Below are 25339 nucleotides of genomic sequence, written 5' to 3' on the forward strand. Positions count from 1 at the left end.
TAATTTATATACAGGTTCAATCCCCTTCTTCCAGCTCGAATATCTGATCAACAGAAATCCCGAATACCCTTGCCATTTTTAAAGCAAGTACCGTAGATGGAACATATTTACTGGATTCAATGGTATTAATGGTCTGCCTCGATACACCGATGAGCTCTGCCAGCTCTGCCTGAGTAATATTTTTTATAGCACGCTGGATTCTAATTGTATTTTTCATGTCCGTGAGGTTTTAATTAGTTTCAGTTTGCTTATTTAGTCTGTACATGCTGTAGTGGAACTTGATAATAAAAATAATTAATATCGTGTAGGAGTTGTAAAATACGATCATGTAATATGCCATACCATAGAAAGCAAAATTAATGATGATGAATAATATATAGCTGATCAGTACCGACCATTGCCATGCCTTTAACCTAAGTTGTGCGATGTACTCATCCTCATTTTTGTGGCGCGCAAGACAGACCATCAGCAGACCAACCACTGTCCCAAGGATGGCAAGCTCATTGGTGAAATTGTTGTTTAATGGCCCTCCTGAAAATAGCTGTCCGAACTCACTATCAGTTTGAATCGAAGCATGGATCGCAAAACCCGGGATCTGGAATTCATTGTACAGCGTAAAGTAGCCAAGTGTGGCAAAAACAAGGAAGGTAATCCAGCCTATTATCTTATAACGGCTTGGAAGAAGAAGGTTATTTTTCATGTTGTCAATTTTGTTTGATCAAATGTAAAGTATTTACGACATTGATGTCAAGTAAAATCTACTAAATGTAATGTTTATTTTACATTTTAATCTTTCGCTGTAGAAATTGAAGTCAAAAATGCGCCATTGATATATTTTGATATGATTGGCGTTTCCTGTAAGTTTGAACCAATTTAAACAACCAATCTATTTAAAAAATCAATTAACGCTTATGAAGAACTTACTAGGTTTTCTTTTCGCATTTGTTTTGTGCTGCTCAGCGGATGCGCAAACGCATAAATTAGCCTTTAATCTTGTAAAAGGAAAGGACTATTTGCAGACTACCAGTGCCGTGATGTCTATCAACCAGACTGTAAATGGACAGGCAATGAATATCAATATGACAGTTAATGGCAAAGTAAAGTACAATGTGTTATCCATTGAAAATGATGTTTACAATATGGATGTAAGTTATACCAGTCTTTCCATGAAAATGGAGATGCCAGGAGGGGGAATGAATTTTGATTCAGAAAAGAAAGATACAACAGATATCATGTCAACCATACTTTCCAAAATGAGGAACAAACCCTTCCAGGTGAAAATGACGAAGACAGGAAAGATCCTTGAAGTGAAAAACGTTGAAATATTGTTTGATAATATATTAAACGGGTTTCCCAACATCAGTCAGGAACAAAAAGAACAGATCAAATCGCAGATAAATCAGTCTTATGGAGATAAAGCATTTAAAGGTAACATGGAAATGTTATCTGCTATTTTCCCTGACAAGGCGGTAGCAAAAGGAGAGACTTGGAATATCAAAACCAATATGGAAACAGGCGGGATGTCCTTGGCTTTGAATTCTACATATAAATTGGATGACGTAACTGCTTCCCAATATCTGATCAGTGGAAATGCAGATATGACTCCTACAGGAAATGGAAAGGAGATTATTCAGAACTCAATACCGATGCGAATAGAAATGAGCGGAAAATATATTTCGACTATCAAAGTTGATAAGAATACTGGATGGGTTTCAGAAGCATTATTTAAACAGGATATGAAAGGAAATACCCACGTTAAAGAAACTGAGAATTTACCGGGTGGAATGACTATTCCGATGGAGATTAAATCCACCACTACAGTAACCGGTAATTAAAAAAGGCTGTCCGAAAAGAATAAATTGAACCTTTGGGGTTCACTTCACTTTTCGGACAGCCTCTTTGTTTTTTTAAGAGCTAGAATTTAGCTCCGAATTTATTTCCGTAAAGGTCAATCAGCTTTTTATCCATCCAAAGTCCCCTCATGTTGCGGGTAATGATTTCACCATCAGGGCCAACCAATACGCAGGTAGGGATTCCATTGAAGTTATAAATTTTAGAAAAATCACCTTTAAAGGCCTTCAGGTCTGATACCTGGAGCCAGGTCATGTTTTCTTCATTGATCGCCTTAAGCCATTTATCCTTATCATCATCCATAGAGATGCTGATCACTTCAAATCCTGCGGGGTGATAAAGTTCATAGGCCTCTTTTAAGTGTGGGATGTCTGCCCTGCAAGGACCACACCAGGAAGCCCAGAATTCAAGTAATGTATACTTCCCTTTACCAACATGATCGGAAAGTTTAACTGGCTTGCCATCTTTATCATTGAAAGCAAAATCTACGAACTTAGATCCTACAGCAGTTTTTTTAATTATAGCTGCTTTCTCCACCAGGCTCTGACCCCCAACTGAGGATTTTAACGATGGAGAAAGAGAAGCCAACGCCTCATCGATCTCCTTTGCACTAAACGAACCGATATTCTTTTTTGCCACATAAAGTGCAACCGGACTTGTGTTGTTGTTCTTAATAAAGCTTTTCACATAAGTCAGCAGGTTTGCTTTGGCGATATCGATGTTTTCTACCAGTTTAATGCCTTCAGATATCGGTCCTTTTTGTTTATCTTTTCCCGGATTCAGGTAAGCGATGTAGGCATCAAATGCTTTACTATTGATCGCTTTTAAAGGCTCATAACCCGCAGAGTATTTCATGAACAGGTCATGAGCAGGGGAGCCGGTTACTTTGATTTTTTCATACGGAAAGCCACCTGTATACAAAGCTTCAAGCTCTGTCGCATTGCTGTCGAGACCAGATGACACACTGATTTTTTTGTTCTCCACAAATACCGGAATTGTAGATGCAAATCTTTGCTTTTCCAGCTTGTTAAATACCAATGTAAAAAACTGTGGATAGGGTACAGAACCTGAGAAGCTGAAAGCACCGTTTTTGACTGTTGTGCTGTCCAGAGGTTTTCCCGGAGCTTCTTCCGACTTCAGGTATACCTTTCTGCCATCTGCGGACTTCGGAACTGTAACATTAAGTGTATAATTTCCCTTCGTCTGGCTCTGAGCCTGGTAGGTGATCATGATGATCAATGAATAAAATAATGCAATCTTTTTCATGTCTTTATTATTATATAATGATGTCTTTATTTTCTAAGTCTTATCCCGTCCAGGCAGAAATAAGGTGCGATCAGCATGTTTCCCGCACCATCTTTATAAGATGATGAAAGACTAAATACTACCTTGTTTACTACACCTAATGCTGTAAGGTCTACTTTAGACCAGTTTACCGCTACATAATTGAACGTAGGGTTTGCAGGGTCTACATTCGGACGGATGGCCAGCCAGTAATCTACACTTCCTGTTGCAGCAGTTCCATTGTAACCTTTTACAGTAAGCTTAACAAACCCTTTTGCCAATGTCGCATTGCCTGACGATCTTCTGGCCAAAACCTCATCTCCGGCTAAGCTGATTACATTTTGTCCGCCTGGACCTGGCAACGTAAATCTTCCATACATCAGTGTAGATGGATTGGCAATGTTGATGTTCTTTACTTTGGTTCCTCCTATAGTATAAGCCTGTGTATTGGCATCTAGAGTGCCGGAATAGATAGATCCATAGGTTTCTAAAAGGTAATTGTAACTGGTATTGGCCACCAATACATGTTCTACCACTGTCGGTTTATCTATGGTAAACGAAGCATCTTCATCTTTCACAGATGCCACCAGGAAATTATTGGTTTGATTGGTGGTTGTAGTATAGACACTGAAAATACACGAATCTATTGCAGATTTGATTTTCGCAGGAGTGAGTCCGCCAGCTGGGGGGAAGTCCGGACTCAGGCTCCACGGAAATGATCTCCAGTTCTTATTGGAAACTGCAAATCCCGAGAAAGTACCATCTCCATTATTTTTTACATTCATGGTTACAATACCTGTTTTCTCAGTCCCTGATTTAAATGGGGCATTGGGAATATTGAATGTAAATGTTCCTAAAGTCTGGTCTTCAAAAGTAATATCTTCCGGATATGGAATCAGTATTCTATTCTCTTTTTCGCAAGAGAAGAGCGCAATGCTGCAGATAACAGCCAGCATGATGATCAGTTTATGTTTCATAGCTATAATCTATTTTAACTCAGGATTTTGTTCCATTAATGTGTTGTTAACGATTTCGGCATCAGGAATAGGCCTGCACATTTTGTTCTCCTGCAGAGCGACACCATTTTTGATGGTTACGATCCAAGGCTTTCCATCTTTCATAAAGCGTACTGCGGCAAAGAATTCGCTTCCATTTTCAAGGAAAGTTTCTGTAAATATTTCTTTGAATATCATATCCATCAGTTCGATTTGATTTGCTGGATTTAATGCTGCTAATACGGGTGTAGTCCTCTTACTGCGCATTTCATTGATAGGGGCAATAGCCTGTGCCGGAGTTGCACCTGTTCTTGCAAGTAGTTCTGCTTTCATCAGGTAGAGTTCGGGATATCTAAAATAATAGGCTGCGTATTTTTCGTCAATTGGATTGGCTAGTTTGCCTGCATAACTACCCAGCCGGGCTACTTTTTTGAAAGTAAATCGATTCACATTATCCCAGGTTTCCGCAGCTCTTACCGGTCCGGTCACTACCGGCCAGCGTGGATCATTACTAAACCAGTCAAGCCCGTAAACTAAACCTGCAGTCAGTGTGCCGCCAACCGGCAATGGAAGTGTATTTCCACCGATTTGAGAAAGGTAATAAGTATAATAATAACCACCCTTAGCAGTTCTGGTTCCATCGTTTTCCAGGTATTTTACAAATAGATTTTCTTTGGAGTCCCATGAGTTGGTATATACGTCTGCCAGGTTCGCTTCCATACTGAATGTAGCAGGATGATTGGCCAGCACATCATTAACCAAAACCAGTGCAGCATCCAGATCAGCCTTAGTATTGCGATATCCGCCTCTGTATAAAAGTAATTTGGCTTTTAAAGCTTTGGCAAACTGCTTAGATACATAACGTGGCGTGGTCAGATCACCTAAGTTTGCTATAGCGAAATCCAGATCGTCATAGATTTTCTGATAGCTTTCACCCACCGTAATACGTGCTTTTAGCATGTTCGAAAGGTTTACAACCTCATCACGGTAAAGCAAACCATATATATCAGCGTCATCGGCCCACCAATGTGTATAATTCCATAGTAAATTGGCATTGATCCAGGCCCTTAAGCATCTGCCTTCCGCAATAAGGACAGTTTTGTCGGCCTGACTTACCGCTGCGTCCGGAAGTTTGCCAATTCCTGAGATGGCAAAATTCGCAGCATTCAAACTTTTATAAAAGGTTGTCCAGCTGCTGCTCGCAGTGAGCTGATTGTAGGACATGTCGTAATCTACCGTATTGAAACGTACAAATCCGGCTTTAGAAGCGAGTCCGCAATACAATGCACCTGCCCAGTCATCATTTTGAAAAGAGGAATATACTCCGCCCAATGAGGCTTTGGCAGTCGCCAGATCTTTGATCGCATTTGCATCTGTAAGCGAATGAATAGGCTGTATATCCAGATAGTTTTTGCAAGAAAAGGATGTAGTTCCTGCAAGTATGAGTAATGTATAAAATATCTTTTTCATGATTTTCTATTTAAAAGTAAACCTAACTCCCAGATTGTAGATCTTGGCTGATGGATAGTAACTGTTATCTACACCCATTCCTGTTCCTATGGCACTGCTAGACCAGTTTCCCTGCGGGTCAAAACCCGGGTACTTTGTGATGGTAAACAGGTTGGTTGCCTGGAACGTGAAGTTGACACCTTGAATAAGTTTGTTTTTGAAAATATGCTCTGGTAACCTGTAATTAATGTTTAGCGCATTTAATCTGATGTAAGAGGCATCGTACAAAAAGAAATCAGAAAATGTAGAGTTTGCTCCGTCGCCATAGTGCGTCATTCTCGGAATGTCTGCTTCATAAGGACTAAGCAGGGTAGCGCTTCGCCCGGCAATCAGATTACTGTGGTTATAATTTCCAACGTAGCCAACATCATCCATTGGTTGCTTCCATAATCGCTGATTTCCATAAGAATAGGTAAATGTACCGTTGATCATGAAGTTCTTGTAATAAACAGTTAAACCAAAACCTCCGTAAAGTTTAGGGTCAGAACTACCCAGGTTGACTTTATCATCATTGGTAATCTGTCCGTCGCCATTCTGATCTATGAAATAAAGATCGCCCACATTTTCAGTTGAAGTACGGTAGAATCTTTTGGCACCTACTGCTGTTGTACCCTGTAGCGCAATGATCTCCTCAGGAGTGGCAAACAGTCTGTTAGCGGTCTGAAAACCGTACCAATGACCAGTTCTTTCACCTTCTTTTACAGTCATGTATACCGTTTGGGTACTTGGGAAATTAAGTTGTTTGGTAATCCCATTAATGCGCATCACCCTGTTGATATTGTTGGACATATTCAGGTCTGCGGTCACCGTCAAATCCTGTCTTTTCACCACATCCACTTTGATGTCAAACTCCACACCATTATTCTTCATTGAAGCTACGTTTGAATTGATGGTCGACACAGATGAGCTTGGAGGTAATGGCAGACTATAAATGATCTGATCGGTTTTCTTTTCATATAGGCCAAAAGTACCCCTTACGCGGTCTCCCCACATTCCGAAGTCAAGGCCGAAATCTTTCATTGTGGTTTGTTCCCACTGAAGGCCATCGTTTCCTATAGAACTTGGCGCTATGGCTGGATTCTCATTGTATCTTGCAGATCCTACACGAGTGATCCAATCGTAGTTACCCAAATTTTGAGATCCGGCTTTTCCAATTGAAGCACGCAGTTTAAGATAATTCACAATTTTAGTGATTCCTGCGCCTTTCATAAAATTCTCTTCTGTGATCAGCCATGCTACAGCACCTGAAGGGAAGGTACCCCATCTCTTATCTGGTCCAAACCGCGAAGATCCATCTCTTCTGATTGTACCTGAAATGATATAACGGTTGTTGTACTTATAATATGCTCTTGCAAACTGTGAAATCAGTGCATTTTCAGAAAATGTCTCTGTCAACGCTCCCCTGGTTGCTCCAGAAGTAAAGTCATTCAGGATATCATCATCTGGAAAGTTAGTTGCATTCATACCATAAGCCAATGCGCTGTTTTTTTCCATGGAATATCCCGCAAGGGCGGTCAGGTCATGCTTGCCAATCGTTTTGGCATAAGTAAGTGTATTTTCCCAGACATTGGTCTGGATCTTAGGATTACTCCAGGTCCTGCTTCCGGTAGTATTGAACGTGCTGCCTTTTCTCCTGTATTCAAGATCCTGCGAGTTGTTGTAATTTGCAGTATAAGCAGTTTTTAAAACCAGACCGTTAATGATTGAATATTCAAGAAATCCGGTACCATTAAAGATCTGGCCATTTGCAGTTATGGTATTTAATAGGGTAGTGTAGGGATTCTCAGTATAAGCGTCTCTGGTGAAAAGTGAGCCGTCGGGATTGTAAGGTGGGATATCAGGACGAATCTGTTTCAATACTGTCAACATGTAGTCTTTATCATTCGTTTTTCTGGATGATCCGCTCAGGTTCAATCCGAATTTAAGACCTGTTCTGATTCTTGCCTCCAGGTTTATCCTGCCTCCAAAAACTTCACTGCTTCCGGTCTTTACAATACCTTCATTATTGGTGTTGTTTAATGAAACATAATAGGAAATGTTATCCGTTCCGCCTCTCAGTGAGAGATCGTATTGTTGTGTCAGCGGATTTTGCGTCATTTCTTTGAGCCAGTTCGTATTTCCTTCATAGTAAGCACCTGGAAGTATTTTAAATGAAGACCTGTCGAACTCACTGGTATTTAAGTTAAAGAAAGCCTGCTCATCAAGGTATAAACGGGTGAAATAGTCGAATGCCCCTCTTCTGTATGCTTCTTCGCGTGCCGCAGCATCAGCAAAGCGTATGTATTCAGGAGCTTCCATGTATTTATAGCCATTAAAATCCTGTTGCATATAACCTAATCTACTCGATAGCTCAATGGTTGGCTTTTGCCCGGCAATCCCTTTTTTGGTCGTAACCAATACAACTCCATTGGCTGCACGAGAGCCATATAGCGCAGTCGCAGACGCATCTTTGAGGATGTCTATACTCTCAACATCATTCAGGTTCAGGTTGTACAGTGAGTTTTGGATGTCTCCGGAGGTAGATGTAGAATAATCAGGCACACCGTCAATTACCCATAGCGGCTGGTTATTTCCGGAAAGAGAAGAAGCTCCACGGATCACAACGCTAATTGGGGATGTAGGAGAGGCAGATTGAACAACTACGTTCACGCCTGATGCCCTTCCCTGGATTAAGCTTTGGATGGTAGCGCCCATTGGAGCATTTTTAACCTCTTTTTCTCCAAGGCGGGAGACCGATCCTGTAACATCTTTGGCTTTGGCTGTACCATAGGCTACAACCACCATTTCTTCCAGACTGGTTACTTCCTGTTCCAGAACAGTAGTGATGTAGGCTGTTCCTCCACTTCGTACTTCTTTGGATTTGTAGCCTACAAATGAATAAACGAGAATCGCATTTTCCTTTACATTCCTAAGGATAAATTCTCCGTTGGCAGCCGTAGAGGTCTTGTTGCTGGTCCCTTTTTCTGTGACATTAACTCCGGCTATCGGAGCTCCTTTTTCATCTGTGACTCTTCCTCTTAAATCTACAGCATTGATATATTCTGAAATTCGCTGGAGTATTGTTTTAGGTTTATCCTTAATAACAACAGTCATTTCTTGTAAACTGTAAGAAAGCGGTTGATTGGAAAAACAGATATTTAACGCCTCTTCTAGGCTCGCATTCTTAACGTTAATGCTAACTGGTCTTGCAGCTTTCAGTGATTTAGCATCTACTATAAAATCATATCCGCTTTGTTTTCTGATTTGAACTACGATCTTTTCAAGAGAAGCATTACTCTCTTTTAATGTAATCTTTTGAGCAAAACCAGCTGCGCTAACCTGTAAAAGAAAAGTGGTTATTATGATGGCAGTTAATTTCATAATACGCAGTATTTGGTCAGGTCTGTACGCAAGGAGCTCAGACCTAAATAAATGGTAAAATTTCATACATTTGTTTGGGTTTTGGGTTGTTGATTTTGTTGTTTCCGCAATAATATTTAATGTAACCCAGCCTTCTCCAGATATCGGCTCTAAACGGTATCTGGTTTTTTTTGGAGTTACAATTACGAGTAGCCCTTAGGTCATAATTTCGGTTCTCCTTTCATATGTTTAGTTCTTGTTGAATATTGGTAGCAAATCATGGTGGTTCATAAAGCACAAAAAGTAAGTCGCTTTATAATATGTCGGCTCAGAAATATCCAGGTAGTAGGAAAAAATGAACTATTTTAAATAAAAGTGAAAATAATCAGTTTACCCAGTTTAAGTCTCAATATTTTAATTGAATTGTTGATCTGTTTCTTCACTGTTTTTTCTGAAATGTTGAATTTTTCAGCAATTTGCTTTTGTGAAAGATTGGCTTTTCGGCTGGATTCGAATACCTCACGCATTTTTTTTGGAAGCAGACAGATTTCTTTTTCTATTAATCTGGCAAGTTCCCTTTCTCTCACATAGTTATCTGTGATGTATTCTCCATCATCAATGAAGTGTTGTAAAGAATCGGCGTAGTTTGTCCGGACTTTCTTATGTGCAAAAAGATCAAATATTTTATAACGGACAGCTGAATATAGATAAGAAGAAAGTGTTTTTTTTACTTCCAGATCATTCCTGGTCAGGAGTGATAAAAAAACCTCCTGTACAATGTCGTCTGCGTCTTCTTTATCATTGGTGAGCTTGAGTGCATAAACATAAAGCAGGCTGCCATAACGATTGTAGATTTCATTAAATGCCCGCCGATCCTCAGATCTGGTCAATTGAAGTAGTTCATTGTCCGGAAGTGTGTTATAAACCGACATTACTATTATCCTATGCGAATATAACAATTAATTCACAACGAATGATGAAATGTGGGCCGGCCTGAATCATAATGGATGATAATCAAGCTTATTTGGAGATGATCGTAATCCTCCTTCCATCAATTTTAAAATGGACATTTCCTGCCCCTTCCATAATACTGAGTACGCTTGATATGTTTTTTGAACGCGACACAATACCTACATAGGAAAGACTGGAAGCGTTACCTTCAAAGCTGAATTCAACATCATACCATCTGGATAGCTTTCTGGCAATACTTTCAATACTTTCCCCTTTAAAAATGAAGAGATTATTTTTCCATGCCATTTCATTTTCTATATCTGCCTCCTGCACTTTGATGGTGGTATTGGTCAGCACGGCTTGTTGGTCAGGTTTGAGAATAATGGCTTCGGTTTTTACGTTGGCCATTCTAGCCGCCTCGTCATTCTGACGCAGAGCTTGCCCCTGTCCATCGGGCTCAGCATGGCGAACAGAAACACTACCCTCTAATAACGTTGTCTTCGTGCTGCCTTCATCAGCATAGCTGTTGATATTAAAGTGCGTACCCAGCACTTTAACTTCCTGTCCGTTGCTTTCTACGATAAAGGGCAGTCCGGCTTTTGCAACTTCAAAATAGGCTTCTCCCGTTAATTCAACTTTTCGTACACCACCTTTAAAAATCATCGGGTATTTCAAAGAAGACTCAGCATTGAGCCAGATTTTAGAGCCGTCGGGCAGGTCAATTTGAAACTGACCACCCTTAGGAGTTGTTATCGTATTGTATTTCGGTTGCTTCAACTTTACATTTTCCGCCTCTTTTGAATCTATTTTATAAACCACCTGTCCATCATTGGTTTTGGTAATCGTAATTCCTGACTGGTTGATCAGATTTCCGGTTGATGCATCGGTAAGTGAAATTTTGGAACCGTCAGCTAAAGTAAGTACAGCTTTATTTCCTCCCGGAATAAAATCTTTTCCACTTTTTACCAGTAATTCTTTAACAGTAGCATATCCAGTATTCTTTTGAATGAAGAAAAATAAGGCTGCAGATAGTGTAAGGGCTAGTATTGCAGCGGCCGCATAGCGATATGGCGGGCGAGTCAATAGGGGCTTGGGGAAGTTGTTTTGAGATCTTGAATTGATAGATTTCCATATATTTTCATGTGCCTGCTCGATCTGATTTGGGTCGGGTTCAAAATTTTTACGCTCCAATTCTTTAAGGTGCCAACTTTCCACTATAGCCTTTTCCTCGGCTGTGCAGGTACCTTCTACGTATCGTTCTAATAATTGTTTTGCACTATATTTGGTCATAATCTTTTAAACCATGTAATTCGTGGTTTATTATTAAGTCGGTTTAGGGATGCCCAGGTAGTAGAAAAATAAAAAGAATATAATGAAATATTTTAATAATCGGTTTTTAGCCATCAGTTTGTGCTTGTTGATTTTTTTTGCGGGTGAATCGATTGCTCAGGATTATAACCCTAAAACATTTGAAAAGGAGATAAGTGGCTTTGATCAAAAGGATGCTCTTGAAGGTGTAAAGTCGGGTAGTAACCTTTTTGTAGGAAGTTCCACCCTGAGGATGTGGCCTGATATGCAAAGCTATTTCCCTAAGGCATATGTCATCAACAGAGGATTTGGCGGTTCAAAGTTTGAAGACTTGTTATACTATGCAGATCGTGCGGTTACTCCCTATAGACCGGCTAAAATATTTATTTATGAAGGAGATAATGATATTGCCGCCGGTATCTCAATTGAGGTGATCCTTAAGCAGGCGAAGCAACTGAGGGAAAAGATCAGGGCAGCTTTGCCGGGAGTTCCGGTAGTATTTATCGGGGCTAAACCAAGTGTGGCGAGATGGCACCTGAAAGATAAGTATGAGGAATTTAATAAAGCATTGAAGGCCTACAGTAAAAAATCAAAGAAAACACAATTTGTGGATATGTGGGCTCCCATGTTGGATAAAGATGGAATGGTATACAAGGATATTTTTCTGCAGGATAATCTGCATATGAAGCCCGAAGGTTATAAAATCTGGCAAAAGGTGCTGAGTCCGTATCTCATTAACAATAACTTTCCCAAGTGAATTTTTATACTAACTTTGATTTCTAAATCTTAATAATCAACTCAAATAATCCACAATAAGCTAAAACAATATTCATGAAAAGAGTATGCCTGTTATTTTTTGCACTATTAATTACAACTTCTGCATTTTCGCAAAGTGTCCTAAACTTATTGGGTAAGTCCCAGGATTTCTTTAAGCTTTTGTCTGAAGAGAAATATACCGAGGCATATGGATTTTTCGATAGTACTTTTCAGGCGAAGGTTCCTGAAGCTAAAATAAAGGAAATCTGGGACAGACTGGGCGAAAAGCTGGGTAAGTACGAATCGGGTTCAGTATCTAGCAGTAAAACTGAGGGTGAGCTGTTTGCGGTTGTGATTGATATAAAATTTACAAATGATTCGCAGCCTTTTTTACTTGCATTCAATAAAGCAGAAAAAATGGTCGGTTTTTTCCTCCAGCCAAAATCTCCTGTTGAGGGTTACGTACTGCCAGCTTACGCAGATACTACTTTATATAAACAGGAAGAAGTATATGTGAAAGCACCGGGACATAATCTTGTTGGGTTACTGACTTCCCCTAAAAAGATTTCAAACTATCCAATAGTAGTTTTGGTACATGGTTCTGGTCCAAGTGATATGGATGCGACCTATGGCCCAAACAAACCACTGAAGGATTTAGCATTGGGCCTGGCAGCAAAAGGCATAGCGAGTATCCGTTATGTGAAAAGAACGATGATTTATCCGGGAGATTTTGTTGGCGCTTTTACAGTTAAAGAAGAGGTGATGGATGATGCTATAGCTGCTATAGCTCTTGCGCGTACGATCCCCGGAGCGGATAAAAAACAAATTTATGTACTGGGACATAGCCTGGGCGGAATGCTTGCCCCAAGGATGCCACTGCTTGCACCTGATTTAAAAGGCCTCATTATGGTTGCTGCTCCTGCAAGGAAGTTGTCAGATATGATCGTTGAGCAAAACAAGTTTCTTTTTTCATTGATGAATGATACAACAGTAGCCGGTAAAAAGCAGCTGGATACGATAGTTGCCGAGTATGAAAAAGGTAAACTGACTAAGCTTGGCACAATGAAGCCTGATTCTATTGTAGCAGGTCTGCCTGCCGCTTACTGGATTGATTTAAATGTAAACAATCAGGTTGAGGCAGCAAAGAAAATCAGTAAGCAAAGAGTTTTCATCGCTCAGGGCGAAAATGATTACCAGGTAACAACGACTGATTATAATTTATGGAAGGCAGCATTAGGTACTAAAAAGAATGTTACACTTAAGCTGTATCCGGAACTTAACCATATGTTAAGTGTACATCCTGAAAAAAGTACACCTCAGCAGTATCAAGCTCATGCGAGTGTTTTTGATGGGCTGATAAATGATATTGCGGCCTGGATAAAAGCAAAATAAAAAACTTTTAAGTAACAATTACACTTCCACTTGTCATATGTGGCAAAATTCTTGCTGTTTACGTAGACTAAAATCTATATAACTTAAAACAGATATGATAAAAAGAATACATGTGCTTGAAGATGATGAAGATATCAGATACATCATTGGAGTTTTACTTAAAGATGAAGGGTACGAACTGCAATTGTCATCGACATTTGCTGAACTAAAAAGTAAACTAAGAGATTCTGTGCCGGATTTATTTATCCTTGATGTGATGATCCCTGATGGTGATGGTACAGACATCTGTACAGATCTTAAGGGAGATCCTTTTACTAAACACATTCCTATTATTGTGATGTCTGCAAATGATCAGAACAAACAGAAAAGTCTGGAAGCAGGCGCTAATGACTACATCAGTAAACCATTTGATATAGATTACATTGTGCGACGTATCAACGCACAGTTGTCGAAATCATAGGTTTTGAGATCATTATAAAATAAAATAAGAAGGCCAGGCTATACGTCTGGCTTTCTTATTTTATTTTGTATTATCATGAGATGTAATTAACTTCATCTATATGATCAGAAAGGAGCAGTTTTGGAAGACGTTGTAAAAGGTTTAGTACCACATATTTTAAGTTTTGTGATCAATGAGCTTTGCAAAAATGGCTTTCTAATTGCTTATGAAAGGGATCTGGCAGATCTTAAAGGCCTGGTCAGTGCTGATTCTATTACTGCCGATGATTTTGAACTTCTGGAATCTGTAGATGATGGTATTGTAAAGGTTTTGTTGAAGTCAGTTGATAAAGTTATAGATTGTTCGAAAACATATTTAATGATCAATAACCTTGATGAACTGGAGGTAATGGAGAATGAAGAATACAATCAGGAAGCCTCGAATAGCTATCATATTTACATCCTGGAATGGGACAGTAAGAATTATCAGGATTTGTTATTCAATTTAAACTCGGTTTATTTTTCGATTTCCCAGTTGTTATACCATACCGCTTGTCAGCTCCGTTTAAATACAGTTGACATCCCTGAAGAAATGTACGACGAATTTTTAGAACACTATGCTGAAGTGCTTCATGAAAGATTAATCTCAGAGGATAAAAATATATCGTTGTTATATGATCTGATCATTGGACTGAATATGGATCTGTGTGAGATCGATAGGCTGACCTGGGAGCGGGAAGACTAATTCACTGTAAAACAATTCCTTCATTTTTTTGTCTGTATTTAATGAATGCTTAACCATTTTAGCTAAGTTTGTGGATTAAAATAATACTGTTATTAAAATGTCAGATCAAAAAAAGGAAATATTTGAAGGTGTAGCACAACGCTTAAAAATCGAAGGCTTTAACGTGGTAAATCGTGATGAAACACGCCCTTGGGGTGGTTTTTTTGTCATCGATGAAGAGCAAGCCCAGCAATTTGCTAATGTTTATTTCGAAGGATTAAATGTCGATGATTTAAAGATCTCTGGTAAATTAAGTCCGAAAATATTAATCGTAGCTCCCAATACCCGCTTGTCATGGCAATACCACCATCGCCGTGCCGAAATCTGGAGAGTAGTAAACGGAACAGTAGGTGTAAGTACAAGTGATACAGATGAGCAAGGTGAAGTTCAGCAACTGGTGCCTGGCCAAAGCATCAAATTGAAACAAGGGGAAAGACACAGATTAATCGGCTTGGAAGATTGGGGCATTGTTTCTGAAATCTGGCAGCACACAGATCCGGCTCAGCCGTCTGATGAAAATGATATAGTTAGGGTACAAGATGACTTTGGGAGATAATGATTATTTTAATATTCTTCCTCACGCACTGGTTCCTATCCTTGTTTTCTCAAACTTTCTTTCTGCATCGCTATGCCTCGCATAAGATGTTTAAAATGAATATATTTTGGGAGAAATTCTTTTACATTATTACGTTTTTGTCTCAGGGCTCATCGTTTTTGAACCCACGTGCATACGCGATCTTGCACCGCATGCACCACGCATTCTCTGATACAGAAAAAGATCCTCACTCTCCACATTTTGTAAAAGATGTATGGGGAATGATGATCAAAACGAAAAACATGTATTTGAACTATGCGAAGTATAATGTAGAGCCTGAAGAGCAATTCAGAGATAAATATCCTTCCTGGCCTCTGGTTGATAAAATAGGCAATTCATGGCTTACCAGATTTGTTTTTATAGGCTTTTATATTTGGTTCTATGTAACCTTTGCTACCGCATGGTGGATGTACCTTTTGTTGCCTGTACATTTCTTAATGGGACCTGTTCATGGTGCTATTGTAAACTGGTGCGGACACAAGTACGGGTATTCAAACCATGATAATGACGATCATAGTAAAAATACACTTCCATTAGATTTCCTGATGCTGGGCGAGTTGTTTCAGAATAACCACCATAAAAAACCGAACAGTCCAAATTTTGCTTCGCGCTGGTTTGAATTTGATCCTACTTACCCAATTATGAAGGTGATGCACTGGATGCGCATCATCAAAATTAGAAAAACTTAATTACGGTTGCCTTGCCAAAGCAAGGCAACCATTGTACCATAGCTCTGCTACTTTCCGTTGTTCCAGTCAATTTTAAATACATAATTCTCAGCAACCTGACCGCCACTGATATTAAGTCCTGCCGTAGAGTAAAAATACGCTGGTTTTCCATTGATCAACAATACAGCGGGACGTTCTAGTTTTCCGCTTTTATCATGTTCATAGTGTTTTGGGTTGGCCAGTAATTTTTGATGATCTTCTTCAGTTCCCCAATAATCTAAAATATTACCCATAGCAATTTTTGCGTCCTTCAATTTAAAATCTGTACCTGTATTGGATTTCCAGAGAATCAGGTTCCCATAAATACCGGTGTTACCACCCAGGTTGTCTGTGGTCAGCAGATAATACTGTTTTCCTAATTTAAATGCTTGTGCATCTTCAAGGTAACTGGCGTTGTCTGTAACAGGCTTGTCTTGTAATGTGTAGGGTCCTTCTAGTTTATCTGACGTCGCAATTCCATATCGCGCAGCTAGCTGCTTAGGCGTACCGGATTTGAAATAAATGCAATATTTTTTTCCGATCTTCATGAAAGCCGGGTTGTCTATACCAATGACACTATTGTACGTCCAGTGCCGGGGATCCTGCGAAACTTCCGCTACCTGTCCGCCGTTTTTACCGGCAAACCGCCATGGACCTTCGAGTTTATCTGCGATCATCATGCCGATGCGCATTTTTACGTCTTTCTTTACGGTTTGAAAAATGTATAACAAAATATACTTTCCATCAACATATTCTATGCGCGGATTATGTGGAGCAAACATTTTTTCTGAGTCAGCAAACATTGATGTTTTCAAAACGGTCTCCACAAATTGAAAAGGTCCTTCGGGTTTGTCTGCAACATAATGCGCGATTTCAGCATTGGGACCTATCCAGCCTTGGTCACCTTCCCTTGCGGGCCAACGACTGGTAAACAGATGCGTCTTCCCATCTTTGGACTGAATGGGACTAACACACCAGTTGAACCAATTGGGGTCGCTAACAGCTGTCCCAATTAATTTTGCGGTCAACGCCATCTTCGAATATGGTAGCGTTAAGGTTTTTCCTTTTGCACTTTGCAATACCGTAGCCGTTTGAAAACTTTGCGAGAATACTTGGAATGAAAGGCAAATTATACAAATCAGTAGTAAATATTTCTTTGGTTCAATCATAATTATTCAGTTTTAATGGGTTTACTGCTACCACCCAATCTACCTCAGAAATAATGGGGCCACTACACATATTTTTGCAAATGCTGACACTCTATTGTCGGTTATGAAGATCGTGCATTGGATGCTAATAAAACTTTCTGGCCCTCTTATTGTTGTGCTATCATACGCCTCCCTTTAATAAATGTTTGTTTTATTAAACCTAAGGATATGAAGTTTTATATGATACCATCAGCATTACTGGTTCTTACCATAGTGAGCCAGGGATGTGTAAGTAACAAAAAGTACAATGAACTGCAGACCCGCTATAATGATCTGCAGCAGAAATCCAGAGAATTAAATCAAAAGTATCAGACGGGACAGCAGGACTTATCGGGTTCTTCGTCAAGAGTGAAAAGTCTGGAAGAACAGATTGCTTCCGAGAAAGCAAATGTAAAAGCCCTCCAGGATGCGCTCGACAAATGTCTGAATTCTACCAGTCAGGGTAATGTGAACATCTCCAAACTGGTTGATGAGATCAATAGTTCGAATAAGTACATCCAGCAATTGGTAAATGCGAAGAACAAAAGCGATTCACTCAATATGGTGCTGACAAATAACCTCACGCGTTCATTGAGTCGTGAGGAAATGAAAGATGTGGATGTACAGGTATTGAAAGGCGTGGTGTATATATCTTTGGCAGATAACATGTTGTATAAATCCGGCAGCTACGATATTTTACCGGCAGCAGGCGCTACATTGTCTAAAATTGCAAAGATCATTACCGACTATAAAGATTATGAGGTATTGATTGAAGGTAATACGGACAACGTGCCAATCTCACAAACCAATATCCGTAACAACTGGGATTTGAGTGCTTTGCGTGCATCATCTGTAGTGCAGGCTTTACAAAATACCTATAACGTAGATCCTAAACGCTTAACTGCTGGTGGGCGAGGTGAATACAATCCAATAGCAGGTAACGACACAGACGCAGGTAAGATGAAGAACAGACGTACGCAGATTATCATTACACCTAAACTTGATCAATTTATGGATTTGATTGGTAAAGCACCCGATACTAAAAAAGATTAGCCATAAAAAAAGCGCATACAAAGTATGCGCTTTTTTTATATTATGAGTTTGAGCTTTTTGGCTTATTTCCCCATCTTCTCCTGTTTCCTCCTCCGGCACCAGGGCTTTTCTTGGCTCCGCTTAGGTTAGGCTCGCGTTCTGTGCGTACCGAACCTGCTCCTCTATCTGCTCTTGGTGGTCTGGCTCCTCTGGAAGGTTTTGCTTTGCTTTTGCCTTTCGCCGCTGCAGCTCCGCTCATCAAACTCTGCCAGCTCATAGCATAAGGGTGATCTTCGGTAACAGGAAGTTTCAATCCAATTAGCTTTTCAATATCATCCAAAAACTCTTTTTCTTCTGCATCACAGAATGAAAGTGCTGTTCCGCTTAGCCCTGCACGTCCCGTACGCCCAATTCTGTGGACATAGGTCTCAGGAATGTTTGGCAATTCGTAGTTGATGACATGCGTCAGTTCATCTACGTCAATACCCCTTGCTGCGATATCAGTAGCTACTAAGATTCTTGTGGTCTTTGCTTTGAAATTTGTCAATGCCCTTTGTCTGGCATTCTGAGATTTGTTGCCATGAATGGCTTCTGCTTTTACACCTACTTTAACCAGGTCTTTTACGATCCTGTCTGCACCATGTTTGGTGCGGGCAAAAACCAAAGCTGTTTCTATGGTTTTGTCTTGTAATATGTGCATCAGAAGACCTTTCTTGTCATTTTTCTCTACATAAAAGATCTGCTGCTGTATTTTTTCTGCTGTTGATGATACTGGTGTAACTTCAACTTTAACAGGATTTCTCAGGATGGTATCGGCAAGTGTTTGAATTTCCTTAGGCATAGTAGCCGAGAAAAACAAAGTTTGTCTGACGGTTGGCAACTTGGCAATTACCTTTTTAACATCATGAATAAAGCCCATGTCCAGCATTCTGTCTGCTTCATCCAGCACAAAAAGTTCAATGTCCTTAAGGCTGATAAAGCCTTGGTTCATTAAATCTAATAAACGGCCCGGGGTAGCCACAAGGATGTCAACTCCGCGGTGCAATGCATCCGTCTGTGCTTTTTGTCCGACGCCACCGAAAATAACCAGGTGTTTGATAGGAAGGTTTTTCCCGTAGGCTTTAAAGCTTTCCTCAATCTGAATCGCAAGTTCACGAGTTGGTGTCAATACCAAAGCTTTAATGGCCTTGTGTATTTTCGTGTTCGTGTGTGGTTTGCTCAGCAGTTGCAGCATTGGAATCGCAAAAGCAGCTGTTTTACCAGTACCTGTTTGTGCGCAACCGAGCAAGTCTTTGCCTTGTAATATAGATGGGATAGATTGTTCTTGTATGGGGGTAGGTTGTGTATAACCTTCTGTTTGCAGCGCTTTTAAAATTGGCTCAATCAGGTTTAATTCTTCGAATAACAATGTGTTTGTATTTTAATGTATAATTAAAGTGAAAGAATATCACTTTGTGGCAAAGGTACATATAATATTGTTATTCAGAGTTTTTAGTTTCTTTAAACCTGCTGAAGAACAATAGCGCTAACACGCAGAGTACAAAGCCTACTGCCCCGTTTAATCGGAGGCCATAATCGTGCCCAGGATCTTTGCCGTAAACAGTAAGCATCGCAAATACCGCAATACCAAGAGTCTGACCAAGTTTCACAAAAAGATATTTTACAGCAAAGAACATCCCTTCATGATTTTCACCGGTTTCAAGGGTATCCTTTTGAGCAATGTCGGCCAGAATTGCATTCGGAAGTATGCCCAGAGATGCCAGTGGAAAGGATGCGAAAATAACAAGGATATACATTTGCATAGTTGGAGAGAAGGGTAGTTTTCCCAGGAAATAGATGGTTACAAATATGAGGCTCAGTATTGCGAAGGCGACCAGTACAAGAGGCTTCTTCCCAAATCTTTTAGATCCGTAATTGATAAAAGGGTAGAATGCCAGCGATAGCACCACCATAATACCCATAAATTTTCCCCCATCAGAATCCGGCAGTCCTAACAGTACGGTAACGAAAAATAATAGTCCGCTGGAAATGATACTGAGTGCAATGTAGTACGCAAAATCTGAGATCAGGTAATATTTGAAATTGCTGTTCCTGAATGTGTTTTTTATGGCAGGGAGTAAAGCAATATGCGTTGGTTTGCCTTCTGTGTATTCCTTTTCATTGATAAATATAATGGGTAAAGTCATGACCATACCCGAAAAAATACTCAGTCCAAATATGGTGTATTGAAGCGCCTGAGACCTATCTGTTACGTTAAAAACCTCCTGAATCAGGTCTGCGTAATTGTTGCACAGCGCACCTACAATCATTCCCAGTACAAATCCTACCTGCTGGTAGGTAGATAGCTTCACCTTTTGTTCGGTACTGTGGGTCAGTTCTGCAAGCAATGCATTGTATGGGATGATATAGGTGGTAACGGAAATGAAAAAGCCGGCAAGTACAATAGTGAGCCACCATGCATTGAGGGTGCTTTCCCCTTTTACCATCGGAAAGAATACCAGCGAACAGCAAATTACTGCAGGGATAATGGCCCATTTCATAATCGGTATACGTCTTCCTTTTGGGTTTTCACTGGCGTCGCTCAGCGAGGCAATGAAGGGGTCGTATATCGCATCGAAGAGCCTTCCTGAAGCTGCAATCAGCGACAATATATTAAATGCCCCAAATACCAGTAGCTGGGGTACAAGGGGTGTCAGGCCAGAGTGATTTGGTGGAAGGTAAAAGTAAGGCAGCATCACGATGATGATGTTGGTCATGATACTCCAGCCCATCATTCCTGCTGAGTAAGCGATCTCTTTTCTTAAAGGCAATTGTTTTATCGGCATGGTATTAAAAAAGGTATTATGTGCGCTGTTTTTTGTCCTTATTGAAAAATCTGCTGGCAAAATATATAAGGATAAATCCTGCAAAAATCAATAACCCATTTGTGGCCGAAGCAGGATCATCGTGATAAATGCTAATGGCTACAAATGTGTAGGCTGCTATAAAAACCAATGGCATCAACGGATATAAGCTCATACTATAAATGGTTTTTTTATCAAGATGCGCTGTCCGTTTTCTTAGGAAAAAGATCGTAGCCGCAGATGTGGCCATACCAATACAATCCAGGAAAATGGTGTAATTCAAAATCTTGTCGAAAGTCTGCGCATAGAAAAGTGTGAATACCGCAATAATGGCGAAAACGGTGAGGCTGACAAACATCACATCGGTCTTTTTGCTCTTCCTGGTAAAAATTGCAGGCAGTGCTTTTTCTTCACCCATTGCATACATCGCCCTTGGATTGCTCAGCAGGTTTACGTTTACATAGCCCAAAACGGAAAGATAAATGAGTCCGGACAATAGGGTAAAGCCCGCTGGACCGAATAATTTGCCAGCAAGGATTGCTGCAATGCTCTGCGCTGATTTCAACTCCTCAAAACCGATGATCTTTACATATGCATAATTTATAGCCATATACAGGGTAATGATGATCGCCAATCCGATGATAATGGCTCTGGGAATTACCTTGCTAGGATTTTTTGCCTCTCCTCCAAAATTGATGGCCTGCTGATAGCCGCCAAAAGTAAAGGAGATACCGATTAAACAAACGCCGAGTGCTTTACCATAATCAAACCAGGAGGGTGCCGCGCCGGACGCAGTTTTAAATACCGGTATCGCAGATTCAGGCCCGGGTCCGGTAAATACAGCACAGATCAGCACGAGTACCATTCCGATTTTGATAATTGAAAGTATATTCTGAGCTCTGGAGCTCACTTTCAACCCCATTAGATTTAATATGTAGAATAGCCCTATGGATATGGCAGCAATGATGATCCTGTAGGTTTCTGTTTGGAGTTCGACGGGTAAGATCACTTCGCTCAGGTACTCTGCTCCGATGATGGAAACCCCGGCTACTGATCCGGCATTGGAAACTACAATGATGCAATTGATGGCAAAAGCTATTGAAGGATGATAGAATGAAGAAAATATCTTGTAGTAGCCGCCCGTTACCGGAAAGCGCGATCCGATCTCTGCGTAGGTTAGGGCGCCGCAAAGTGCGATGATCCCTCCCGCAGCCCAGGCCAGAAAAAAGAGCTCAGGTATTTGCGCTCCTCTGGCGACATTTACCGGTGTACGGAATATACCCATCCCAATCACCAGACTAATTACAATCATAGCCAGGTCAAATAAGGAGAGCTGTTTTTTGGGTAGCATGCTAATCAGAAGTTTAATTGTTTGAATATACACGAAAATGTGTATTTGTTGAAACTTTGTAGTTGATTCACGGACTGAATAGATTAAATTTGTTGCATACACCCGATACATCATGGCTGAACCTATTTATAACGACGACAGTATACGCTCACTCGACTGGAAGGAACACATCAGATTACGTCCTGGTATGTACATCGGTAAGCTGGGTGACGGCTCTGCACAGGACGATGGAATTTATGTATTGCTCAAAGAGATTGTCGATAACTCTATCGATGAGTTTGTAATGGGATCCGGACGTACTATTGACATCACGGTGTCCGACTCTAAAGTCAATGTAAGAGATTATGGAAGGGGTATTCCGCTAGGAAAGGTGATCGATTGTGTATCTAAAATTAATACAGGCGGAAAGTACGATAGCAATGCCTTTCAAAAATCTGTAGGGCTAAACGGGGTAGGTACCAAGGCTGTGAATGCTTTGTCTACGGCATTTATGGTGCAATCGTACAGGGATGGTAAGACCAAGAAAGTAGAGTTCTCTAAGGGAGAAGTTGTGGTAGATAATGAAATTATTGACACTACACAAAGAAATGGTACGGCCATTACCTTCTACCCGGATGATACCATTTTCAGGAACTATCATTACATCTCTGATTTTGTGGAAAGCATGATCTGGAATTATGTGTTTCTAAATACAGGGTTAACCATCAACTACAACAACCAGAAATTTTTATCTGAACGCGGATTATACGACTTGCTTCATAAAGTAGCTGATGTGGAGAATATCCGCTATCCGGTGATCCATTTGAAAGGTAATGATATCGAGATTGCCATGACCCACGGGCAGCAATATGGAGAGGACTATCATTCATTTGTAAACGGTCAGCATACCACCCAGGGGGGAACACACCAGGCTGCGTTTCGTGAAGCTGTGGTAAAAACAATAAGGGAGTTCTACAAAAAAGAATATGATGCTTCCGATGTAAGGTCGTCTATTATTGCCGCAATTTCTGTAAGGGTTCAGGAACCTGTATTTGAGTCGCAGACCAAAACCAAACTGGGTTCACAGAATATGGGCCCGGAAGGGCCGTCTGTGAGGACCTTCATCAATGACTTCGTTAAAAAGGAACTGGATGACTACCTGCACAAACATCCGGATGTTGCGGATGCGTTATTGAAAAGAATTCTGCAGTCGGAACGTGAGCGCAAAGACATCGCCGGAATTAAAAAACTTGCCAATGACCGCGCAAAAAAAGCTTCCTTACATAACAAGAAACTAAGGGATTGTAAAGTCCATTTCAATAGCACCCACGAAAAGAGGTATGAAACCACATTATTCATTACCGAGGGTGATTCTGCTTCGGGGTCTATTACCAAATCAAGGGATGTGGATTGCCAGGCTGTATTTAGCTTAAAAGGTAAGCCTTTAAACTGCTATGAACTCACCAAGAAAGTAGTGTATGAAAATGAGGAGTTCAATCTTTTGCAACATGCCTTAAATATTGAAGACGGACTGGACGGACTGCATTATAACAACATTGTAATTGCTACTGATGCCGATGTGGACGGTATGCACATCAGGCTGCTGATGATGACTTTCTTTTTGCAGTTTTTCCCTGATCTGGTAAGGGCAGGACATGTTTATATCCTGCAAACTCCATTGTTCAGGGTGCGTAATAAAAAGGAAACCATTTATTGCTATAGTGATGATGAGCGTAAAAGGGCAATTGAAAAACTAGGCAATAAACCTGAAATCACACGCTTTAAAGGGTTGGGAGAGATCTCCCCTGATGAATTTGGACTGTTTATTGGCAAAGACATTCGCCTGGACCCCGTAATTCTTAAAGACCAGACGATCAAAAGCCTGCTTGAATATTATATGGGTAAAAATACACCCGACAGGCAGCAGCACATCATCCGTAATCTGAGGATAGAGAAAGATACTATTGAAGAACTGGTACCTGAATTAGCACAAGCTGCGAGCCCTGAAGAAGATGAATCTGAGCTTGATGTAGCATAAACTATATCTTGGTATCCTCAGGATGCTGCGGAGGAAGCACTTCAACTTTTTTCTCTACGACAACAATTTTAGTGTGTACCGCATATTTGCTGGGGGAGATGCCATTAGCATACCTTTCGGCATAGGCTTGTGTAAACTCTGCTCCGAAATAGAGAATGATTGCTGTATAGTAAATCCATACCAATATTACAATGAGCGAGCTTGCAGCACCAAAGGCAGAACCGGGATTTCCTTTTTCAATGTAAATACCAATCGCATATTTGCCCAGGCTAAATAGGATGGCGGTAAATAGTGCACCAACTATCGCGGGTTTCCATTTCAGGTTTACGTCTGGCAAAACCTTAAAGATGATGGCAAAAATACTGGTTACCACTGCAAGTGTAAGTACATTGGTCACAACCAGCATCAGTAATTCTGATACTTTCTCAATCCCTATTTTGGAGGCGTAAAGCCCAAGCTTACCACCAATACCAACCACAATACTGTTGATGACCAGTGAGACCAGCAGAAGGAACCCAAGCGAAGCAATCAAGGAGAATGAAAGTAACCTGTTGGTGATCAGTTTTTTCCAGCCCCTTTTAGGAACGGCTTTTACTTTCCAGATCAGGTTGATGCTGTCCTGTATTTCAATGAATATTGCGGTAGCGCCAATGATCAGTGTTACGATACCAATGACGAGGCCTAAGGTACTTTTTCCCGAATAGTTCGCATTGTTCACAAATGCACGAAGCTGCGCTGAGGCATCTGTACCGATCATGGAGGTGATTTCACCATTGGCGCCAAATAGTTTATCGTTAGGATCCATACTGTCGCCCAGAAACAGGCTCGCTGCTGATATGATAATGATGATCAGCGGGGTTAATGAAAATATGGTGTAGTATGCAAGCGCGGCACTCAGCTTCATCACCCGGTCTTCCATAAAGCCTTTTCCGGCTGCTATGAATAAGTGAACTGTCGCTTTAACAAAATGAATCGCTTTTTTTAAGAATGTCATACGCTT

At 40.5% G+C, this 25339-nt stretch carries 22 protein-coding genes; 9 read left to right on the forward strand and 13 right to left on the reverse strand.

Annotated elements, in window-relative coordinates:
- Positions 1-16: 16 nt before the first annotated feature.
- Complete coding sequence (locus tag R2Q78_RS11280; protein WP_136837689.1) at positions 17-217, reverse strand: helix-turn-helix transcriptional regulator; 201 nt, start codon at positions 215-217, stop codon at positions 17-19.
- Between the two features lie 12 nt (positions 218-229).
- Positions 230-700: a hypothetical protein gene (locus R2Q78_RS11285; RefSeq protein WP_316791889.1), complete on the reverse strand. Its 471-nt coding sequence runs from the start codon at positions 698-700 to the stop codon at positions 230-232.
- Between the two features lie 211 nt (positions 701-911).
- Here R2Q78_RS11285 and R2Q78_RS11290 point away from each other — a divergent pair, with 211 nt between their 5' ends.
- A complete protein-coding gene (locus R2Q78_RS11290) occupies positions 912-1835 on the forward strand; it encodes a DUF6263 family protein (protein WP_316791891.1) in 924 nt (307 codons plus the stop codon).
- A gap of 79 nt (positions 1836-1914) precedes the next feature.
- On the opposite strand, the gene R2Q78_RS11295 is transcribed toward R2Q78_RS11290, so the two are convergent.
- From R2Q78_RS11295 to R2Q78_RS11320, 6 genes are all read right to left on the reverse strand, one after another.
- Positions 1915-3117: a TlpA disulfide reductase family protein gene (locus tag R2Q78_RS11295; RefSeq protein ID WP_316791893.1), complete on the reverse strand. Its 1203-nt coding sequence runs from the start codon at positions 3115-3117 to the stop codon at positions 1915-1917.
- Between the two features lie 26 nt (positions 3118-3143).
- Positions 3144-4112: a DUF4465 domain-containing protein gene (locus R2Q78_RS11300; protein ID WP_316791895.1), complete on the reverse strand. Its 969-nt coding sequence runs from the start codon at positions 4110-4112 to the stop codon at positions 3144-3146.
- 9 nt (positions 4113-4121) lie between these two features.
- Positions 4122-5600, reverse strand: a complete 1479-nt coding sequence (locus R2Q78_RS11305; RefSeq protein WP_316791896.1) for a RagB/SusD family nutrient uptake outer membrane protein — start codon at positions 5598-5600, stop codon at positions 4122-4124.
- 6 nt (positions 5601-5606) lie between these two features.
- Complete coding sequence (locus R2Q78_RS11310) at positions 5607-8999, reverse strand: SusC/RagA family TonB-linked outer membrane protein (protein ID WP_316791899.1); 3393 nt, start codon at positions 8997-8999, stop codon at positions 5607-5609.
- Between the two features lie 344 nt (positions 9000-9343).
- Positions 9344-9910, reverse strand: coding sequence for an RNA polymerase sigma-70 factor (locus R2Q78_RS11315; RefSeq protein ID WP_316791901.1), 567 nt, complete (start codon positions 9908-9910; stop codon positions 9344-9346).
- An 88-nt stretch (positions 9911-9998) separates the two neighbouring features.
- Positions 9999-11219 (reverse strand): FecR family protein, encoded by a 1221-nt coding sequence (locus R2Q78_RS11320; protein WP_316791904.1) that lies wholly within the window; start codon positions 11217-11219, stop codon positions 9999-10001.
- A gap of 82 nt (positions 11220-11301) precedes the next feature.
- Between R2Q78_RS11320 and R2Q78_RS11325 the strand changes: the two genes are divergently transcribed.
- The 6 genes from R2Q78_RS11325 (at position 11302) to R2Q78_RS11350 (ending at position 15891) form a co-directional block, all read left to right on the forward strand.
- Positions 11302-11994, forward strand: coding sequence for a GDSL-type esterase/lipase family protein (locus R2Q78_RS11325; protein WP_316791908.1), 693 nt, complete (start codon positions 11302-11304; stop codon positions 11992-11994).
- 74 nt (positions 11995-12068) lie between these two features.
- Positions 12069-13385: an alpha/beta fold hydrolase gene (locus R2Q78_RS11330; protein WP_316791910.1), complete on the forward strand. Its 1317-nt coding sequence runs from the start codon at positions 12069-12071 to the stop codon at positions 13383-13385.
- 94 nt (positions 13386-13479) lie between these two features.
- The gene (locus R2Q78_RS11335) at positions 13480-13845 is read left to right on the forward strand and encodes a response regulator transcription factor (protein ID WP_316791912.1); all 366 of its coding nucleotides are present in this window, start codon (positions 13480-13482) and stop codon (positions 13843-13845) included.
- Positions 13846-13965: 120 nt separating this feature from the next.
- On the forward strand, positions 13966-14568 hold the full coding sequence (locus R2Q78_RS11340; protein WP_316791915.1) for a hypothetical protein: 603 nt from the start codon (positions 13966-13968) through the stop codon (positions 14566-14568).
- A 97-nt stretch (positions 14569-14665) separates the two neighbouring features.
- Positions 14666-15163: a phosphoheptose isomerase gene (locus R2Q78_RS11345; RefSeq protein ID WP_316791917.1), complete on the forward strand. Its 498-nt coding sequence runs from the start codon at positions 14666-14668 to the stop codon at positions 15161-15163.
- Positions 15163-15891: an acyl-CoA desaturase gene (locus tag R2Q78_RS11350; RefSeq protein WP_316791919.1), complete on the forward strand. Its 729-nt coding sequence runs from the start codon at positions 15163-15165 to the stop codon at positions 15889-15891. The genes R2Q78_RS11345 and R2Q78_RS11350 overlap by 1 nt, the downstream gene beginning before the upstream one ends.
- A gap of 47 nt (positions 15892-15938) precedes the next feature.
- Here R2Q78_RS11350 and R2Q78_RS11355 read toward each other — a convergent pair whose 3' ends face one another.
- Positions 15939-16943 (reverse strand): glycoside hydrolase family protein, encoded by a 1005-nt coding sequence (locus R2Q78_RS11355; RefSeq protein WP_316791922.1) that lies wholly within the window; start codon positions 16941-16943, stop codon positions 15939-15941.
- Between the two features lie 342 nt (positions 16944-17285).
- Here R2Q78_RS11355 and R2Q78_RS11360 point away from each other — a divergent pair, with 342 nt between their 5' ends.
- A complete protein-coding gene (locus tag R2Q78_RS11360; RefSeq protein WP_316791925.1) occupies positions 17286-18149 on the forward strand; it encodes an OmpA family protein in 864 nt (287 codons plus the stop codon).
- 40 nt (positions 18150-18189) lie between these two features.
- On the opposite strand, the gene R2Q78_RS11365 is transcribed toward R2Q78_RS11360, so the two are convergent.
- The 3 genes from R2Q78_RS11365 to R2Q78_RS11375 all read right to left on the reverse strand — a co-directional run bounded on the left by R2Q78_RS11365 (position 18190) and on the right by R2Q78_RS11375 (position 22322).
- Positions 18190-19536, reverse strand: coding sequence for a DEAD/DEAH box helicase (locus R2Q78_RS11365; protein WP_316791928.1), 1347 nt, complete (start codon positions 19534-19536; stop codon positions 18190-18192).
- 70 nt (positions 19537-19606) lie between these two features.
- Positions 19607-20953, reverse strand: coding sequence for an MFS transporter (locus R2Q78_RS11370; protein ID WP_316791930.1), 1347 nt, complete (start codon positions 20951-20953; stop codon positions 19607-19609).
- Positions 20954-20969: 16 nt separating this feature from the next.
- Entirely contained in the window at positions 20970-22322 is a 1353-nt protein-coding gene (locus R2Q78_RS11375) for an APC family permease (RefSeq protein WP_316791932.1), read from the reverse strand.
- A gap of 112 nt (positions 22323-22434) precedes the next feature.
- Between R2Q78_RS11375 and R2Q78_RS11380 the strand changes: the two genes are divergently transcribed.
- Entirely contained in the window at positions 22435-24339 is a 1905-nt protein-coding gene (locus R2Q78_RS11380) for a DNA topoisomerase IV subunit B (protein WP_316791933.1), read from the forward strand.
- 1 nt (position 24340) lies between these two features.
- On the opposite strand, the gene R2Q78_RS11385 is transcribed toward R2Q78_RS11380, so the two are convergent.
- The gene (locus tag R2Q78_RS11385; RefSeq protein ID WP_316791935.1) at positions 24341-25333 is read right to left on the reverse strand and encodes a YihY/virulence factor BrkB family protein; all 993 of its coding nucleotides are present in this window, start codon (positions 25331-25333) and stop codon (positions 24341-24343) included.
- Positions 25334-25339 lie beyond the last annotated feature (6 nt).

The organism is Pedobacter frigoris (assembly GCF_032678645.1).
Classification (GTDB): domain Bacteria; phylum Bacteroidota; class Bacteroidia; order Sphingobacteriales; family Sphingobacteriaceae; genus Pedobacter; species Pedobacter frigoris_A.

Bases quoted from the DNA above. Each gene is read 5' to 3' on its own strand.
- R2Q78_RS11280 (WP_136837689.1), bottom strand. From the start codon at position 217: ATGAAAAATACAATTAGAATCCAGCGTGCTATAAAAAATATTACTCAG.
- R2Q78_RS11285 (WP_316791889.1), bottom strand. From the start codon at position 700: ATGAAAAATAACCTTCTTCTTCCAAGCCGTTATAAGATAATAGGCTGG.
- R2Q78_RS11290 (WP_316791891.1), top strand. From the start codon at position 912: ATGAAGAACTTACTAGGTTTTCTTTTCGCATTTGTTTTGTGCTGCTCA.
- R2Q78_RS11295 (WP_316791893.1), bottom strand. From the start codon at position 3,117: ATGAAAAAGATTGCATTATTTTATTCATTGATCATCATGATCACCTAC.
- R2Q78_RS11300 (WP_316791895.1), bottom strand. From the start codon at position 4,112: ATGAAACATAAACTGATCATCATGCTGGCTGTTATCTGCAGCATTGCG.
- R2Q78_RS11305 (WP_316791896.1), bottom strand. From the start codon at position 5,600: ATGAAAAAGATATTTTATACATTACTCATACTTGCAGGAACTACATCC.
- R2Q78_RS11310 (WP_316791899.1), bottom strand. From the start codon at position 8,999: ATGAAATTAACTGCCATCATAATAACCACTTTTCTTTTACAGGTTAGC.
- R2Q78_RS11315 (WP_316791901.1), bottom strand. From the start codon at position 9,910: ATGTCGGTTTATAACACACTTCCGGACAATGAACTACTTCAATTGACC.
- R2Q78_RS11320 (WP_316791904.1), bottom strand. From the start codon at position 11,219: ATGACCAAATATAGTGCAAAACAATTATTAGAACGATACGTAGAAGGT.
- R2Q78_RS11325 (WP_316791908.1), top strand. From the start codon at position 11,302: ATGAAATATTTTAATAATCGGTTTTTAGCCATCAGTTTGTGCTTGTTG.
- R2Q78_RS11330 (WP_316791910.1), top strand. From the start codon at position 12,069: ATGAAAAGAGTATGCCTGTTATTTTTTGCACTATTAATTACAACTTCT.
- R2Q78_RS11335 (WP_316791912.1), top strand. From the start codon at position 13,480: ATGATAAAAAGAATACATGTGCTTGAAGATGATGAAGATATCAGATAC.
- R2Q78_RS11345 (WP_316791917.1), top strand. From the start codon at position 14,666: ATGTCAGATCAAAAAAAGGAAATATTTGAAGGTGTAGCACAACGCTTA.
- R2Q78_RS11350 (WP_316791919.1), top strand. From the start codon at position 15,163: ATGATTATTTTAATATTCTTCCTCACGCACTGGTTCCTATCCTTGTTT.
- R2Q78_RS11355 (WP_316791922.1), bottom strand. From the start codon at position 16,943: ATGGCGTTGACCGCAAAATTAATTGGGACAGCTGTTAGCGACCCCAAT.
- R2Q78_RS11360 (WP_316791925.1), top strand. From the start codon at position 17,286: ATGAAGTTTTATATGATACCATCAGCATTACTGGTTCTTACCATAGTG.
- R2Q78_RS11370 (WP_316791930.1), bottom strand. From the start codon at position 20,953: ATGCCGATAAAACAATTGCCTTTAAGAAAAGAGATCGCTTACTCAGCA.
- R2Q78_RS11375 (WP_316791932.1), bottom strand. From the start codon at position 22,322: ATGCTACCCAAAAAACAGCTCTCCTTATTTGACCTGGCTATGATTGTA.
- R2Q78_RS11380 (WP_316791933.1), top strand. From the start codon at position 22,435: ATGGCTGAACCTATTTATAACGACGACAGTATACGCTCACTCGACTGG.
- R2Q78_RS11385 (WP_316791935.1), bottom strand. From the start codon at position 25,333: ATGACATTCTTAAAAAAAGCGATTCATTTTGTTAAAGCGACAGTTCAC.